We start from the raw sequence: 16,224 nt of genomic DNA on the forward strand, positions 1-16,224 counted from the left end.
TAGAGGAGAGCGCCGCGTTATGAAACGATCACAGTCAGATACCATTAACGGCAGCGCCCGCCGCCGGGTTGGGGTAGAATTATCGCCCTGCCTATTTGTATTACAAATTACCTGACGAATCACTCGCGATGACAGAATCACAATCACAGCCAGTCGGGACGTTGAGCCCGCGTCTTAGCCGCAGCGATGCGGTGCGCCAGTTTATCCGCCGCGATAAAACGCCGGTGGCGATCCTGTTGATGGCCGCGCTGGTGGGGACGCTGGCCGGTTTGCTCGGCGTGGCCTTCGATAAAGCGGTGGAGTGGGTGCAGCAGCAGCGGCTGGCTTCGCTGGCGCAGGTCGCCGACTTCTGGATCCTGGTGTGGCCGCTGGCGTTTATCTTGTCCGCCGCGCTGGCGGCGCTGGGTTATTACCTGGTGCGGCGCTTTGCGCCTGAGGCTGGCGGTTCGGGCATTCCGGAGATCGAAGGCGCGCTGGAGGAGCTGCGGCCGGTGCGCTGGTGGCGCGTGATACCGGTGAAATTCATCGGCGGCATGGGAACGCTGGGGGCGGGCATGGTGCTGGGGCGCGAAGGGCCTACGGTACAGATGGGCGGCAACGTCGGGCGCATGGTATTGGACGTGCTGCGCATTCGCGGCGCCGAGGCGCGCCATTCGCTGCTGGCGACCGGGGCCGCCGCCGGGCTGTCCGCCGCGTTCAACGCGCCGCTGGCCGGCATTCTGTTTATCATCGAAGAGATGCGGCCGCAGTTTCGCTACAACCTGATCTCGATTAAAGCAGTGTTTATCGGCGTTATCATGTCGAGCGTGGTGTTCCAGCTGTTCAACGGCCAAGGCTCGGTGATCGCGGTCGGCAAACTCGCCTCGGCGCCCATCAACACCTTGTGGCTCTATCTGGTGCTGGGGGCGATATTCGGCGCGGTGGGCGTGGGATTCAACGCGCTTATCTTCCGCACCCAGGACATGTTCGCGCGCCTGCACGGCGGCCGAATGCGCAATGTGCTGCTGATGGGCGGGCTGCTCGGCGGCGTGTGCGGCATTCTGGGGCTGATTCAGCCAGAGGCGGCGGGCGGCGGCTTTGGGCTGATCCCGATCGCCGCGGCGGGCAATTACAGCGTCGGCATGTTGATGTTTATCTTCATTACCCGCATCTTCACCACGCTGCTGTGCTTCGGTTCCGGCGCGCCGGGCGGTATCTTTGCGCCGATGCTGGCGCTGGGCACGCTGTTCGGCACCGCCTTCGGGCTGGCGGGGGCGCATCTTTTCCCGCAATACGGCATCGAGGCGGGCACTTTCGCCATCGCCGGTATGGGGGCGCTGTTCGCCGCCACCGTGCGCGCCCCGCTGACCGGCATCGTGCTGGTGCTGGAAATGACCGACAACTACCAGCTGATTTTACCGATGATCATCACCTGCCTCGGTGCTACGGTGGTGGCGCAACTGCTCGGCGGCAAGCCGCTGTATTCGTCGATCCTGGCGCGCACCCTGCAACGGCAGGAGGCGCAGTTGGCGCGGGAAGCGGCGGAGAAAACAAGTAAAGAAAATACAACAAATGCGGTGAATACTTGAACGCAACACTCAGGTATCGGATAATCGTTAATATTAATCAGGCAGCCCTGGTCGCGATCTGATGCTGAACAATGTTGGGAGTAAAGAGTATGAGTGATGAAACGGCACTGCCCCTGCAATTTACCGAGGCAGCAGCAAACAAGGTCAAGTACCTGATTGCTGACGAAGAAAATCCGAACCTGAAGTTGCGGGTTTACATTACCGGCGGCGGCTGCAGCGGATTCCAGTACGGTTTCACTTTTGACGACAAGGTCAACGATGGTGACATGACCATCGAGAAGCAGGGCGTGGCGCTGGTGGTCGATCCGATGAGCCTGCAGTATCTGGTTGGCGGTTCGGTGGACTACACCGAAGGGCTGGAAGGATCGCGCTTCGTGGTGACCAACCCTAATGCCAAAACCACCTGCGGTTGCGGTTCGTCGTTCAGCATCTGAGTTTGCCTGTCAGAATATCAACCCGCTTGCTTTCCAGCCGGCGGGTTTTTTTATGCCTACCACTCCACGAGGATCACTGCCACGCCGTTCTCCTGGGCCGGTGGGTTGTGGATGATATTCGGCTGTGCCGTCGCGTGGCTGCATTCGTCCCGCAGGGCGGCGGCTCAGCGTTCGAGAATAAAGGCGGGCAGCTTGAGGTGCCAGCGGATGGCCGCCAGCCGAATGGCCAGCGTGATGACCATGCCCAGCATCATGGCTTGTTGCAGCGGCATGTTGAAGGTGTAAAACGCCGTGGCGTGCGCGATGCCACCGATGATGCAGGCAGTGGCGTAAATTTCGGTGCGCAGGATCATCGGGATCTCGCGCGCCAGCACGTCGCGGATAATGCCGCCGCCGACGCCGGTGATCACCCCCATGCAGATCGCCACCAGCGGGCCGGTACCGGCCGCGAAAGCCTTGTTGACGCCGATGCCGACGAACACCGCCAGCCCGACGGCGTCGAGCACCGGCAGCACCCATTTCGGCAGGCGGCGCGGCTGGCGCACCAGCAGCAGCGTCAATACGCAGGTGATCATCGCCACCACCAGATCGGTGGGATCCTTGACCCAGAACACCGGGCCGTTGGCCAGCGCCATATCGCGGATGGTGCCGCCGCCGACCGCGGTAACCACGCCCAACACCAACACGCCGAACGGATCCATGCGCAGTTTGCCGGCCAGCAGTACGCCGGAGACGGCGAACACCGCCGTACCGAGAATATCCAACCAGAACACCAGCATCAGCGGATCTCCGCCAGCTGGCGGCACAGTTGCTGCGCCGCCAACAGCAGCCGCGGCCCGCCGCGATTGAACCAGTCTTCGTTCAGCGCGATCACCGGCACCTGCAGCTGCGGCGCCCAGAAGGCTTTCACATTGGCGGCCTCTTTCGCGCCGCCGGTGATGACGATGGCCTGGGGTTGGCGCGCCAGCACCTGCTCGCGGCTGATCTGCGGCCAAGGCGTGCGGCTGTCGGCGAAGACGTTCTGCGCGCCGCACAGCGCCAACACCTGGCTCTGCAGCGTGGCGCCGGAGCTGGTGAACAGCGGCTGGGTGCCGAACTGCAGCAACACGCGTCGCGGAGGATTATCGGCGTACTGTTGCCTGAGAGCGGCGAACTGGCGGCGAAGGCCGGCGGCCGCCTGATGCGCCTGGTCCGGGTGCGGGCTGTATTGCGCCAGCTTATCCAGCAAGCCGGCGATCCCTTCGAGATTATCGGCGTCCGCATAGAAGATCGGGATGCCGAATGCGGCGAGCTGATCCAGCATGCGCTGCGGATTGCCGCCGCGCCAGGCGAGGATCAGATCCGGCTTGAGCGCCAGCACCCGCTCCAGGTTGATGCCCTGCCAGGAGGCCACCTGCTCCAGCCTGGCGGCCTGCGGCGGATAATCGGAATAGGCGCTCGCCGCCACCAGCACCTCGCCCATGCCGGCGGCATAGGCGAGTTCGGTGGCGTTGGGCGCCAGGCTGATCACTCGCTGGGCGGCCCCGGCCGGCAGGGCCAGCCAGAACGCCAGCAGCCAGAGCGCCGAGGTGAAGCGCAGCCTCACATCAACCGCGCTTGGCCAGGGTTTGCAGCATGGCGTTGACCATCAGCGTAGATTGCTCGGCCGCTACCACCAGGAACTCGTCAAAGCTCATGTGCGACTCGCTGTCGGCGACGTCGGAAATGGCGCGCACCACCACGAACGGCGTGCCGAACAGATGGCAGACGTGGGCGATCGCCGCGGCTTCCATTTCCACGGCGGCGACGCGCGGGAAGGTGGCGCGGATGCGCGCCAGCGGCTCGGCGCCGTTGATGAAGGCGTCACCGCTGCAGATCAGGCCGCGCACCGCGTGCAGATCCAGCTGTTTGATGCAGCTTTCCGCCAGCGCGATCAGTGCGTCGTCGGCGACGAACGCCGCCGGGCAGCCGGCCATCTGGCCCGGCTCGTAGCCGAAGGCGGTGACGTCGGCGTCGTGGTAGCGCACTTCTTCCGACACCACGATGTCGCCCACGCGCAGCGTGCTGGCCAGGCCGCCGGCGGAGCCGGTATTGATCACCACGTCCGGGCTGCAGTGCTCCAGCAGCAGGGTGGTGCCCATGGCTGCGGAGACTTTGCCGATGCCGGATTTCAGCAGGGCCACTTCAACGCCGCCGATCTGGCCGGTGTAGATTTCGCAGCCCGCGCGCTGGATGGTTTGACGGTTTTCGATTTGATCGCGCAGCAGGGTGACTTCCTGCTCCATTGCGCCGATGATGCCTACTTTCATAAATAACACTCGCTGATTGGCCGTGAGAATTGCGGCATAGTCTATCATGGCTGTGTATCAGAGATAATGCGTTGCATCCGCCGCCGGGAATTGTTATCACGGGGGCAGGGCGCAACGGCGGAGAAACAGATGTCCGGGATCGACTTCAAGCAAAAAATCAGCTTCCAACGGCCTTTCAGCAAACCGATCGAGGCCGAGGAAGAGTACGACATCGTGCGGCAGTTCGAGAGCGATCGCGGGCGCATCGTCAACTCGGCCGCCATTCGCCGTTTGCAGCAAAAAACCCAGGTGTTTCCGCTGGAGCGCAACGCGGCGGTGCGCAGCCGCCTGACGCACTCGATGGAGGTGCAGCAGGTCGGGCGCCATATCGCCAAAGAGATCCTCAACCGCTTCAAACAGGCGGGTAAGATCGATGAATTCGGCCTGACCCGGCTACTCGATCCGTTTGAGAGCATCGTGGAAATGGCCTGTCTGATGCACGATATCGGCAATCCGCCGTTCGGTCACTTCGGCGAGTCGGCGATCAACGACTGGTTCGCCCAGCGGCTCGATCCTGCCAGCTGCGGCAGCGAGCCGGGCAGTCACGATCGCTGCCAGGTCGCGTCGCTGCGGCTGCATGAAGGGGAGAGCGATCTGAACCGGCTGCGCAGCCGGATCCGTCAGGATCTCAGCCATTTCGAGGGCAACGCCCAGGCGATCCGCATGGTGTACAGCCTGCTGAAACTCAATCTGACCTACGCGCAGGTCGGCTGCATTTTGAAATACACCCGCCCGGCTTATTGGGCGGGCGACATCCCCGCCAGCCACAGCTATTTGATGAAAAAGCCCGGCTATTATCTGGCGGAAGAAGCCTTTGTCGATCGGCTGCGGCGCGAGCTGCACATGGGCGAGTTCGATCGTTTTCCGCTGACCTACATCATGGAGGCCGCCGACGATATCTCGTACTGCGTGGCCGATCTGGAAGACGCGGTGGAGAAGAGCATTTTCACCGTCGAGCAGCTGTATCAGCACCTGATTCAGGAGTGGGGCGAGGTGGCGCCGGGCGATCTGTTCGACAAGACCGTCGCCAGCGCGTTTCGCAAGATCGACCGCGGCGGCGCGCGGCGCAGCGCGGAAGATCAGTTCTTCATGTATCTGCGGGTGTTTACCGTGGCGCGGCTGGTGCCGCACGCGGCGCAGCGCTTTATCGACAATCTTGACGCGGTTTATCAGGGCAGTTTCAATCAGGCGCTGCTGGAAGATTCCAGCCCGGCCTATCAGCTACTGAAAATATTTAAAAATGTGGCGTTCAAGCACGTGTTCAACCACCCGGAGGTCGAGCAGCTCGAGCTGCAAGGCTACCGGGTGATCAGCGGCCTGCTGGACATTTACAGCCCGCTGCTGGCGATGTCGCTGGCGGACTTCAGCCGGTTGGTGCGCGAGGACAGCCATCGCGCTTACCCGATCGAAACGCGCCTGTTCCACAAGCTGTCCACCAAGCATCGGCTGGCTTATGTGGAAGCGGTAGAAGGGCTGCAGCATTTATCGCCGGAGCAGCAAACCATTCGGGAATATTATTTCCGCGCGCGTTTATTGCAGGACTATATCAGCGGAATGACCGACCTTTATGCCTATGATGAATATCGTCGATTAATGGCGGCGGAATAATTAAGCGGAGGAATAATTATCAGCAATTCCAACCGGTTGGCTGTCTCGAGTTTTGTAAAGACGAACAATATTTGTTTACTATTGCCAATCATCTGTGCCGGAACTTCGGGCTATTAATTAACTCTGAATAAGCACGCAAGACAGCCATTCTTTTTTGAACGACTTTATAAGAGACACACAGATGAAAAAAACCGCATTAGTTCTGAGCGCACTGGCATTCAGCATCGGTATGGCGATGGGCCCGGTTACGGCCAGCGCCGCTGAAACCGCGTCTTCCAGCACCCAGCAGTTGCCGAGCCTGGCGCCGATGCTGGAGAAGGTGATGCCTTCCGTCGTGAGCATTAACGTTGAGGGCAGCACCACGGTCAATACGCCGCGCATGCCGCAACAGTTCCAACAGTTCTTCGGTGAAGATTCGCCGTTCTGCCAGGACGGTTCACCGTTCCAGGGCTCGCCGATGTGTCAGGGCGCTGAACAGCCCGGACCGGATGGCCAGCAGCCGCAGGGCACGCAGCAGAAATTCCAGGCGCTGGGCGCTGGGGTGGTTATCGATGCCGCCAAGGGCTATGTGGTGACCAACAATCACGTGGTGGACAACGCCAACAAGATCCAGGTGCAGCTGAGCGACGGCCGCCGTTTCGACGCCAAAGTGATCGGCAAGGATCCGCGTTCCGACATCGCCCTGATCCAGCTGAAAGACTTCAAGAACCTGACGGCGATCAAGATGGCGGACTCCGATCAGCTGCGCGTCGGCGATTACACCGTGGCGATCGGCAACCCGTACGGGCTGGGTGAAACCGCCACCTCGGGCATCGTGTCCGCCCTGGGGCGCAGCGGCCTGAACATCGAAAACTACGAAAACTTTATCCAGACCGATGCGGCAATCAACCGCGGCAACTCCGGCGGCGCGCTGGTTAACCTGAACGGCGAGCTGATCGGCATCAACACCGCGATCCTGGCGCCGGACGGCGGCAACATCGGCATCGGCTTCGCCATTCCGAGCAATATGGTGAAAAACCTGACGGCGCAAATGGTCGAGTATGGCCAGGTGAAACGCGGCGAGCTGGGCATCATGGGCACCGAGCTGAACTCTGAGCTGGCCAAGGCGATGAAGGTCGACGCGCAGCGCGGCGCCTTCGTCAGCCAGGTAATGCCGAAATCTTCCGCCGCGAAGGCGGGCATCAAGGCCGGTGACGTGATCGTCACTATGAACGGCAAGGCCATCTCCAGCTTCGCCTCGTTCCGGGCAGAGATCGGCACGTTGCCGGTCGGCAGCAAGATGTCGCTGGGCATTATTCGCGACGGCAAGCCGATAACGATTGACGTCACGCTGGAGCAAAGCGCGCAGACCCAGGTGGCCTCGGGCAATATCTACACCGGCATTGAAGGCGCCGAGCTGAGCAATACCCAGGTCGGCAACGTGAAAGGCGTCAAGGTCGACAGCGTGAAAGCCGGCAGCGCCGCCGCACGCATCGGCCTGAAAAAGGGCGACGTGATCCTGGGCGTGAACCAACAGCCGATCCAGAACCTGGGCGAGCTGCGTAAAATCCTCGACAGCAAACCGTCGGTGCTGGCGTTGAATATTCAGCGCGGCGATAGCCAGCTGTACCTGCTGGCGCAGTGATAAACGTCAGGCGCTAAAAGCAACAAAGGCACGCTACGGCGTGCCTTTTTGCATTATGGCAATGGCATGAGGATTCAGGCCGGTTGCGCCAGATGCGCGCGCGCCGCGTGGATCACCAGTTCAATCTCATCCAACAGCTCCAGCCACTCCGGCTCCAGCTCGTCGTTGGTGATGCCCTGGCGCAGCTGCCGCTCGAGGTAGAAACACAGCTGCTTGAGGCGCGGCACGCCGCTGTAGCTGCAACTGCCGTGCAGCTTATGGACCAGGTCGAGGATCTCGTCGTCGTGTTGCCCCTCGAGCAGCGCCTGCACCCGTTCGCGCACCTGCGGCAGGAAATCGAGCAGCATTTGCAGCAGATCGCGCGCCAGATCCGGTTTATTGGCCGCCTGGCGTAGCGCCAGCGGCCAGTCGAGCGACAGCGGGGCATCGTCGGCGACGGCGCTTTCCACGTCGCCGCTGTGGTAGCGCGACAGCACGCGGGTCAGCATTTTCTCGTCGATCGGCTTGGCCAGGTAGTCGTCCATCCCCGCCTGCAGCAGATGCTCGCGTTCGCCGCTGGCGGCATGGGCAGTGACGGCGACGATCGGCGTGGAGTTGTGGTGCGGCAGTTGGCGGATCAGTTCGCTGGCGTGAATGCCGTCCATCTTCGGCATTTGAATGTCCATCAGGATCAGATCCAGCACGTTGTTGCGCGCCAGCGCCAGCGCTTCCTCACCGCTCTCGCACAGCAGCGTTTTTTCCACCTGTTCGCCCAGCAGCGTGCCGATCAGCTTCAGGTTGGCCGGGTTGTCGTCGACCGCCATCACCGTCAGCGGCAGACGTTTGCGCTCAGGCGGGGCGGCGAGCCGATCGGGCGTTTCCATTCTCAGCAGCGGGAACAGACGCGTGCTGGTGATAGGCTTGATCAGGCAGCCGAGCGCGCCTTGTTGCTTAAGCAGCTCGGCGTCGATCTGCGCCTGGCACGGCAGCGCCAGAATGACCCGATCGGCCAGCTTCAGCGAGGCCAACAATTTGTCCTGATGCTGCGCCATGTTGTCGCGGAACGGGATCGGCACGCCGGCCAGCAGGAAATCGTAATGGCCTGACGGCAGTTGGCCCAGCGTCGGCGAGTGGGTGATCACCAGCTGCGTGACGCTGAGCATGTTGAGCGTCGCCTGTGCCGCCGTCGGGTTAGACTCGATGTAGGCGAGCGTTTTGCCGTTCAGATCCGGCAGGTTCGGCGCCAGCGACAGCATGCCCTCGTTCAGATCCAGCGTGATGTGGAACCAGAAGGTCGAGCCGCGATTCAGCTGGCTGTGGAAGCAGATGTCGCCGCCCATCTCCTTCACCAGCTTTTGCGTGATCACCAACCCCAGCCCGGTGCCGCCGTGGCGGCGGGAGATGCTGGCGTCCGCCTGACGGAACGCCTGGAACAGCTGCGACTGCTGGCGTTCGGAGATGCCGATGCCGGTGTCGTGGATCTGCACTTCCACTTCCACCCGGCGCTCCAGCTGTTTGCGCAGCTCGACGCGAATATCGATATTGCCGGTTTCGGTGAACTTGATGGCGTTGCCCAGCAGGTTGGTGATGATTTGCTGCAGGCGCAGCGAGTCGCCGATCACCTGCTCCGGCACGTCGTTGTGCACATCCAGCGTCAGCTCCAACCCTTTGTCATGTGCGCTGGGGGCCAGCAGCACCACCACTTCGTCCAGCGTTTCGCGCAGGGCGAACGGAATATGCTCCAGCACCAGTTTGCCGGCCTCCAGCTTGGAGAAGTCCAGCACGTCATTGATGATGGTCAGCAGGTTGTTGGCCGAGCGCTCGATGGTCTGCAAATAGTCGGTTTGGGTCGCGCTCAGATCGGTTTTCAGCATCTGGCGGGTAAAACCGATCACGCCGTTGAGCGGGGTACGCAGCTCGTGCGACATGTTGGCCAGGAATTCGGACTTGATGCGCGCCGCCTCCTGCGCGCGTTTTTTCGCCAGATCCAGTTCGACGTTCTGGATCTCCATCTGCTCCAGCGTTTCACGCAGGTCAGACGTGGCTTGATCGATGTTCTGTTGCATCTCTTCGTGATAGGCGGTGAGCGACATCGCCATCGAGTTGATGCCGTTCTTCAGCATGTGCAGCTCGCCGAGCATGTAGCCCTCCACGCGGCTGTCGAGCTGGCCGCGGCGGATGCGATCGACGGTGTTCACCATGTTGCGGATCGGACCGGTCACGTCGCGCATCAGGCGGTAAGCGAACAGGATGGCGATGCACATGCACAGCAGCAGCAGCAGGGTGGAGACGAACACCTCTTTATACTGCTGCAGCCGCACCGACTGCAGATCCAGCTCGATCGCCACATAGCCCAGGTTGTTGTCGGGGTGGCTGCCGCCGTCGGCGGTTTCATCCGGATACTGATTTTCCGACAGGATCGGCGTGCGCAGGATCAGCGAATCGCCGCGCCGGGTGAGCATCAGTTCGGTGGGCAACGGCACGCCTTTCGGCAACTGCAGCTGGGCGAAGTTGTGGTGATAATTGGAGGTGACGAACAGGTTGTTCTGCGCATCGAACACGGTGATCGACCGCACGATGTCCGAATGGCGGCGGTGCAGCAGGCTGACCAGTTGCCTGACCGATTCGCGGCTGCGGAACGTCATGCCGTACTCGCTGGCTACCGCCAGCGGCTCGATGATGCTGGCGCCGGCGTCGACCAATTGCTCCTGCAGCTCGTTATAGCGGTGCACCACGAAGAAGGTGCTGAGCAGCAAACCAATCAGCAAGGTCGGGGCCAGAATCAGGATCATCATGCGCGCACGCAGGCTGTATTTGGTCATGGGATTCCAATGTGGGAGAATTGACAGCTGACACTAGCTTAATGAACCAGCACACAATCGACAAATATGGCGCAATTCTACTCTCCCAAACGCCGCGTGACGACCCGGCAGAGCTCACAAATCTTCACCGTGACGGTGAGCGATCTCGATCCTTTCGGCCAGGGCGTGGCGCGCCACGACGGCAAAGCGGTGTTCGTGCCGGGCGTATTGCCGGGCGAGCAGGCGGAAATCCAGCTGACCGAAGACAAGCGCCAGTTCGCCAAAGGCAAGCTCAAGCGCCTGCTGAGCCGCAGCCCGCAGCGGGTGGAGCCGCGCTGCCCGCATTTCGGCGTGTGCGGCGGCTGCCAGCAGCAACATGCGGATGAGGCGCTGCAACAGCAGAGCAAGGCGGCGGCGCTGGTGCGCATGATCGCCCGCGAAACCGGGGTGACCCCGCAACAGGAACCGGTGATCGCCGGCCCGGAATACGGCTATCGCCGCCGCGCCCGCCTGAGCCTGGCGTGGCAGCCGAAGCTGCAGCGCCTGATGATGGGGTTTCGACAGGCGGCCTCCAGCGAGCTGGTGGCGGTGGAGCACTGCCCGGTGCTGCGCCCGGAGCTGGAACAGCTGCTGGCGCCGGTGCGCGCCTGCCTGAGCGGGCTGCAGGCGGTGCGGCGGCTGGGGCATGTGGAGCTGGTGCTGGCGGATAACGGCCCGCTGCTGGTGCTGCGCCATCTCGATGCCCTGAAAGAGGCGGATCGCCAGGCGCTGTTGGCGTTTGGCGAGCGGGAAAAGGTCGCCGTTTATCTGGCGCCGGACAGCGATCGGGTGGAAAAACTGTGCGGTGAAACGCCGTATTATCAGGTTGACGGGCTACGCTTAGACTTCAGTCCGCGCGACTTTATTCAGGTCAATGACGCCGTAAACCAACAAATGGTGGCGCAGGCCCTTGAATGGCTCGACATTCAACCCAATGATCGGGTGCTGGACCTGTTCTGCGGCATGGGGAATTTCACCCTGCCGCTGGCGCGCCGCGCCGCTGCGGTGGTGGGCATCGAAGGTGTTGCCACGCTGATAGCGAATGGGCAATATAATGCACATAAGAATAAGCTGAATAATGCGTCGTTCTTCCATGAGAATCTGGAGGACGACGTTGAGCGGCAACCTTGGGCAGCACAAGGGTTTGATAAGGTGATGCTGGATCCCGCCCGCGCCGGTGCGGCCGGGGTGATGTCACACATTGTAAAACTGGCGCCGGCGCGGGTGGTGTATGTTTCCTGTAACCCCACCACGCTGGCTCGCGACAGCAAAGTGCTGTTGAACGCCGGTTATCGTCTTGCGCGCGTGCGGATGTTGGATATGTTTCCGCACACGGGGCATCTTGAATCAATGGCGCTGTTTATCAACGAGCGCGCGCCAGAGGTCGCTGCAAAGTAGGGAGAAGTTATGGTTGCGGTAAGAAGTGCACATCTGAATACGGCGGGTGAGTTCGCTCTCGATGAGTGGATCGCCGGCTTGGGGCTACCCAACCCGCAGTCATGTGAGCGATTGGCCGCAACCTGGTGTTATTGTGAGCAGCAGACCCAAAACCATCCCGACGCCTCGCTGCTGTTGTGGCGCGGCCTGGAGATGGTGGAAATCCTCTCGACGCTGAGCATGGACAACGACAGCATGCGCGCCGCGCTGCTGTTCCCGCTGGTGGATGCCGGCATCGTGCAGGAAGAGGTCCTGACGGAAACGTTCGGCAAGGGCATCGTCGCCCTGGTGCATGGCGTGCGGGACATGGACGCCATTCGCCAACTGAAAGCCACCCAAAACGATTCGATGGCCTCCGAACAGGTCGATAACGTGCGCCGCATGCTGCTGGCGATGGTGGAGGATTTCCGCTGCGTCGTCATCAAGCTGGCGGAGCGCATCGCTCACCTGCGCGAGGTGAAAGACGCGCCGGAAGACGAACGCGTGCTGGCGGCGAAAGAATGTTCCAACATCTATGCGCCGTTGGCTAACCGGCTCGGCATCGGCCAACTGAAGTGGGAGCTGGAGGATTTCTGCTTCCGCTACCTGCACCCGGAAGAATACAAGCGCATCGCCAAGCTGCTGCATGAGCGCCGCATCGATCGCGAACAGTTCATCGACGATTTCGTCGCCGGGCTGCGCGCCGAGATGGCCAAAGAAGGCATTCGGGTGGAGATCTACGGCCGGCCGAAACACATCTACAGCATCTGGCGCAAGATGCAGAAAAAGCACCTGGCGTTCGACGAACTGTTCGACGTGCGCGCGGTGCGCATCGTGGCGGAGCGTCTGCAGGATTGCTATGCGGCATTGGGCATCGTGCATACCCACTTCCGCCATCTGCCGGATGAGTTCGACGACTACGTCGCCAACCCCAAACCCAACGGCTACCAGTCGATCCACACCGTGGTGCTGGGGCCGCGCGGCAAAACCGTCGAGATTCAGATCCGCACCCGGCAAATGCACGAAGACGCCGAACTGGGGGTGGCCGCGCACTGGAAGTACAAAGAGGGCGCGGGGGTTACCGTGCGCTCCGGCTATGAAGAACGCATCGCCTGGCTGCGTAAGCTGATCGCCTGGCAGGAAGAGATGGCGGACTCCGGCGAGATGCTCGACGAAGTGCGCAGTCAGGTGTTCGACGATCGGGTCTATGTCTTTACCCCGAAAGGCGACGTGGTCGATCTGCCGGCCGGCTCCACGCCGCTCGATTTCGCCTACCACATTCACAGCGACGTTGGTCACCGCTGCATCGGCGCCAAGATCGGCGGCCGCATCGTGCCGTTTACCTATCAGCTGAAGATGGGCGATCAGATTGAGATCATCACCCAGAAACAGCCGAACCCGAGCCGCGACTGGCTGAACCCGAACCTGGGCTACGTGACCACCAGCCGCGGGCGCTCGAAGATCCACAACTGGTTCCGCAAGCAGGATCGCGACAAGAACATTCTTGCCGGCCGCCAGATGCTGGACAACGAGCTGGAACACCTCGGCATCAGTCTGAAAGAGGCCGAGAAGCTGCTGATCCCGCGCTACAACATGAACTCGCTGGATGAGGTGCTGGCGGCGATCGGCGGCGGGGACATTCGCCTGAACCAGATGGTGAATTACCTGCAGGGCAAGTTCAACAAGCCGAGCGCCGAAGAGCAGGATCGCGAGGCGCTGCGCCAGCTGGTGCAGCAGAAAGCGCCGCCGCCGGCCCGCAACAAGGATAACGGCCGCGTGGTGGTGGAGGGCGTGGGCAACCTGATGCACCACATCGCCCGCTGCTGCCAACCGATCCCGGGCGACGACATCGTCGGCTTTATCACCCAGGGGCGCGGCATCTCGATCCACCGTGCGGACTGCGATCAGCTGGCCGATTTGCAATCGCATGCGCCGGAGCGCATCGTCGATGCGGTGTGGGGCGAAAGCTACTCCAGCGGTTATTCGCTGGTGGTGCGCGTGATGGCCAACGATCGCAGCGGGCTGCTGCGCGATATCACCACCATTCTGGCCAACGAAAAGGTCAACGTGCTGGGCGTCGCCAGCCGCAGCGATACCAAGAAGCAGTTGGCCACCATCGATATGGACATCGAAATTTATAACCAGCAGGTGCTGGGCCGGGTGCTGGCGAAGCTGAACCAGCTGCCGGACGTGATAGACGCCAAGCGTCTGCACGGCAACTAACTCCTGCGCCTTTCGGGCCGCATCCGAGGTCGATGCGGCCCGAACTCCATCAGTTCCGGCGGACATGTCCGTGCGCCCCCATTTTCTCAGAGATTTTTTATGACCCAATCCACTCCGCTGCAGCGCCTGCTGAACATCATGAAAACGCTGCGCGACCCTCAGAACGGTTGCTCATGGGACCGTAAGCAAACCTTCGCCACCATCGCGCCCTACACGCTGGAAGAGACTTACGAAGTGCTGGACGCCATCGAACGGCGGGACTACGCCGATCTGCGCGACGAACTGGGCGACTTGCTGTTCCAGGTGGTGTTCTACGCTCAGATGGGGCAGGAACAGGGGCTGTTCGATTTTGATGAGGTGTGCACCGCCATCAGCGACAAGCTGGAGCGCCGTCATCCGCACATCTTCGGCGACGCCGAGGGCGGAGACAGCGAAGCCGTGGCGGCGCGCTGGGAGCAGCTCAAGGCCGGCGAGCGCGCCGAAAAAGCGTTGCACTCGGTGCTGGACGACATTCCGCAGGCGTTGCCGGCGTTGATGAAGGCGCACAAGATCCAAAAACGCTGCGCCTCGGTCGGCTTCGACTGGAACACGCTGGGCCCGGTGCTGGACAAAGTGTATGAAGAGATCGACGAAGTGATGCACGAAGCCCGCCAGGCGGTGGTCGATGAGAGCAAGCTGGAAGAGGAGATCGGCGATCTGCTGTTCGCCACGGTGAACCTCTCGCGCCATTTGGGCCACAAGGCCGAGAACGCATTGCAGGCGGCCAACCGCAAGTTCGAACGCCGCTTCCGCGAGGTGGAGGCGATCGTCAAGCAACGCGGGCTACGCTTGGAAGACGCCACGCTGGAGCAGATGGAAGATGCCTGGCAGCAGGTGAAGAAATCTGAAATCTGATGCGCTTCCGGCGTTCATGGCGCCGGGGTGAACATGAAGGACGTTCCGCGCAGACAAAGGAAGGTGGCGTCATGATCAAGAGGCTAATGCTTTTAGCATGTTTTTTCCCCGGTTTCAGCATGGCGTCTCCTCCTGCTGATGTTGGGCGGCTGCGGTATGATGAACGCAGGCTGCCATTAGTCGATGTGCAGATCGATAACCGGTTACACACGCTCATGCTGGATACCGGCAGCTCAGAAGGGATACACCTTTATCAACACGATCTGGAGCGTCTGGTCGAGCAACCGAGTCTGAAGGCGGTGCGGCTGGCGCCTCGGCGGTTGAGAGATCTCTCTGGCGGTGAAAATCAGGTGTCTGCCTGGCGGATTAGTCGGCTGTTCATTGGCAATATCCCGTTTAACGACGTCGAAGCGGTGAGTTTTAAGCCCTGGGGACTCAGCCTGGGAAACGAGCTGCCGGTAAGTGAAGTGATGGGGCTTGGGTTGTTCCGCGATCGAAAGGTGCTGATGGATTTCGAAAACGACCGCTTGCAAATGTTGACTCATCTGCCTTCAGACATTGCAATATGGGCTTCATATCCATTCGAACAGACCGATGAGGGGCTGAGCGTGACGGCCTTCGTTGGCAATAAACCGTTGCGCCTGATTGTTGATACCGGCGCCAGCCATTCTCTTTTGTTTGCCGCAGGCCTGCCGGCTGGCCTCTTGTTTTCCGGCTGTCGTTCCATTGAGCCTGAGGCCGAGAACCTGGATTGCCGAGTGACCAGATTCACCTTGACCGATCGCCGGGGCCGGCATCACAACGATTTGGCCATCGTTACCGAAGGCCCAACGTCTGAGGCGCTGGGTTTTGATGGTCTGCTGGGGATGGGCTTTATGCGGGGTCATCGTGTGATTATTGATATGCCTGAACGCAGGCTCTACATCAGTCGTTAACCCGATGCGCCTCGATCCCAGGCTAATCGGGTTTAGGGAAGCTGAACCGCCGCTACAATGTTGATCGACGACAAGGTTCACTCGAGCTGAAACGGTTAAGCTTACGGTCAGGTCACAGGCGCAGGGCTGCCGTCGGCAGCAAAAGGCCAACAAACTGAAATCTAAGGTGTTTTATCGTTCGAGAGGGGCGGTAAAAAGAAATTTTCTCCGCTAACTCTTTGTATTTCCTGGAGGGTTTTGGGCGCGCCGGCGGAGTAAACCCTGATGAACACGGGAGGGCGGCCGAGATGATGGACAGCAAAACGATCGTTTGTAGGTCAGGAGAGGTTCGGGTATACTACTTTCCCGTCCTGGTTCTTCCATCGTCTTTAAACCT

The 16,224-nt window shown here is 61.2% G+C and carries 12 protein-coding genes; 8 read left to right on the forward strand and 4 right to left on the reverse strand.

The window, feature by feature from the left end; translation table 11 throughout:
• Positions 1 to 128 precede the first annotated feature (128 nt).
• Positions 129 to 1,568 carry a H(+)/Cl(-) exchange transporter ClcA gene (clcA, locus tag ACMGG9_RS02345; RefSeq protein ID WP_033641864.1) on the forward strand — a complete coding sequence of 480 codons (1,440 nt, stop codon included), beginning with the start codon at positions 129 to 131 and terminating at the stop codon, positions 1,566 to 1,568.
• A gap of 89 nt (positions 1,569 to 1,657) precedes the next feature.
• Positions 1,658 to 2,002, forward strand: a complete 345-nt coding sequence (gene erpA, locus ACMGG9_RS02350) for an iron-sulfur cluster insertion protein ErpA (RefSeq protein WP_033641865.1) — start codon at positions 1,658 to 1,660, stop codon at positions 2,000 to 2,002.
• 164 nt (positions 2,003 to 2,166) lie between these two features.
• Here erpA and ACMGG9_RS02355 read toward each other — a convergent pair whose 3' ends face one another.
• The 3 genes from ACMGG9_RS02355 to mtnN are packed head-to-tail and all read right to left on the reverse strand — an operon-like array spanning position 2,167 to position 4,290.
• Complete coding sequence (locus ACMGG9_RS02355; protein WP_033641866.1) at positions 2,167 to 2,781, reverse strand: TRIC cation channel family protein; 615 nt, start codon at positions 2,779 to 2,781, stop codon at positions 2,167 to 2,169.
• A complete protein-coding gene (gene btuF / locus ACMGG9_RS02360; RefSeq protein WP_414161884.1) occupies positions 2,781 to 3,587 on the reverse strand; it encodes a vitamin B12 ABC transporter substrate-binding protein BtuF in 807 nt (268 codons plus the stop codon). The genes ACMGG9_RS02355 and btuF overlap by 1 nt, the downstream gene beginning before the upstream one ends.
• Before the next feature lies 1 nt (position 3,588).
• Positions 3,589 to 4,290 carry a 5'-methylthioadenosine/S-adenosylhomocysteine nucleosidase gene (gene mtnN, locus ACMGG9_RS02365; protein WP_160203968.1) on the reverse strand — a complete coding sequence of 234 codons (702 nt, stop codon included), beginning with the start codon at positions 4,288 to 4,290 and terminating at the stop codon, positions 3,589 to 3,591.
• A 129-nt stretch (positions 4,291 to 4,419) separates the two neighbouring features.
• Between mtnN and dgt the strand changes: the two genes are divergently transcribed.
• Positions 4,420 to 5,937, forward strand: coding sequence for a dGTPase (gene dgt, locus ACMGG9_RS02370; protein ID WP_033651661.1), 1,518 nt, complete (start codon positions 4,420 to 4,422; stop codon positions 5,935 to 5,937).
• A 181-nt stretch (positions 5,938 to 6,118) separates the two neighbouring features.
• Complete coding sequence (gene degP / locus ACMGG9_RS02375; RefSeq protein ID WP_033641869.1) at positions 6,119 to 7,561, forward strand: serine endoprotease DegP; 1,443 nt, start codon at positions 6,119 to 6,121, stop codon at positions 7,559 to 7,561.
• 74 nt (positions 7,562 to 7,635) lie between these two features.
• On the opposite strand, the gene barA is transcribed toward degP, so the two are convergent.
• Complete coding sequence (barA, locus tag ACMGG9_RS02380) at positions 7,636 to 10,362, reverse strand: two-component sensor histidine kinase BarA (RefSeq protein ID WP_033641870.1); 2,727 nt, start codon at positions 10,360 to 10,362, stop codon at positions 7,636 to 7,638.
• A 66-nt stretch (positions 10,363 to 10,428) separates the two neighbouring features.
• On the opposite strand from barA, the gene rlmD reads away from it, so the two are divergent.
• From rlmD to ACMGG9_RS02400, 4 genes are all read left to right on the forward strand, one after another.
• Complete coding sequence (gene rlmD / locus ACMGG9_RS02385) at positions 10,429 to 11,778, forward strand: 23S rRNA (uracil(1939)-C(5))-methyltransferase RlmD (protein ID WP_042783696.1); 1,350 nt, start codon at positions 10,429 to 10,431, stop codon at positions 11,776 to 11,778.
• A gap of 9 nt (positions 11,779 to 11,787) precedes the next feature.
• Positions 11,788 to 14,019 (forward strand): GTP diphosphokinase, encoded by a 2,232-nt coding sequence (gene relA / locus ACMGG9_RS02390; protein WP_414161885.1) that lies wholly within the window; start codon positions 11,788 to 11,790, stop codon positions 14,017 to 14,019.
• Between the two features lie 99 nt (positions 14,020 to 14,118).
• Complete coding sequence (gene mazG / locus ACMGG9_RS02395; protein WP_414161886.1) at positions 14,119 to 14,913, forward strand: nucleoside triphosphate pyrophosphohydrolase; 795 nt, start codon at positions 14,119 to 14,121, stop codon at positions 14,911 to 14,913.
• 71 nt (positions 14,914 to 14,984) lie between these two features.
• On the forward strand, positions 14,985 to 15,848 hold the full coding sequence (locus ACMGG9_RS02400; protein ID WP_033651656.1) for a hypothetical protein: 864 nt from the start codon (positions 14,985 to 14,987) through the stop codon (positions 15,846 to 15,848).
• Positions 15,849 to 16,224: the final 376 nt, after the last annotated feature.

It is taken from the genome of Serratia sp. BNK-10, from assembly GCF_047456065.1.
Classification (GTDB): Bacteria; Pseudomonadota; Gammaproteobacteria; order Enterobacterales; family Enterobacteriaceae; genus Serratia; species Serratia ureilytica.

What these genes read in the sequence shown, in the direction of transcription:
- ACMGG9_RS02355 (WP_033641866.1), bottom strand. Translation starts at nt 2,781, where the DNA reads ATGCTGGTGTTCTGGTTGGATATTCTCGGTACGGCGGTGTTCGCCGTC.
- clcA (WP_033641864.1), top strand. Translation starts at nt 129, where the DNA reads ATGACAGAATCACAATCACAGCCAGTCGGGACGTTGAGCCCGCGTCTT.
- dgt (WP_033651661.1), top strand. Translation starts at nt 4,420, where the DNA reads ATGTCCGGGATCGACTTCAAGCAAAAAATCAGCTTCCAACGGCCTTTC.
- mtnN (WP_160203968.1), bottom strand. Translation starts at nt 4,290, where the DNA reads ATGAAAGTAGGCATCATCGGCGCAATGGAGCAGGAAGTCACCCTGCTG.
- degP (WP_033641869.1), top strand. Translation starts at nt 6,119, where the DNA reads ATGAAAAAAACCGCATTAGTTCTGAGCGCACTGGCATTCAGCATCGGT.
- erpA (WP_033641865.1), top strand. Translation starts at nt 1,658, where the DNA reads ATGAGTGATGAAACGGCACTGCCCCTGCAATTTACCGAGGCAGCAGCA.
- barA (WP_033641870.1), bottom strand. Translation starts at nt 10,362, where the DNA reads ATGACCAAATACAGCCTGCGTGCGCGCATGATGATCCTGATTCTGGCC.
- rlmD (WP_042783696.1), top strand. Translation starts at nt 10,429, where the DNA reads ATGGCGCAATTCTACTCTCCCAAACGCCGCGTGACGACCCGGCAGAGC.
- mazG (WP_414161886.1), top strand. Translation starts at nt 14,119, where the DNA reads ATGACCCAATCCACTCCGCTGCAGCGCCTGCTGAACATCATGAAAACG.
- relA (WP_414161885.1), top strand. Translation starts at nt 11,788, where the DNA reads ATGGTTGCGGTAAGAAGTGCACATCTGAATACGGCGGGTGAGTTCGCT.
- ACMGG9_RS02400 (WP_033651656.1), top strand. Translation starts at nt 14,985, where the DNA reads ATGATCAAGAGGCTAATGCTTTTAGCATGTTTTTTCCCCGGTTTCAGC.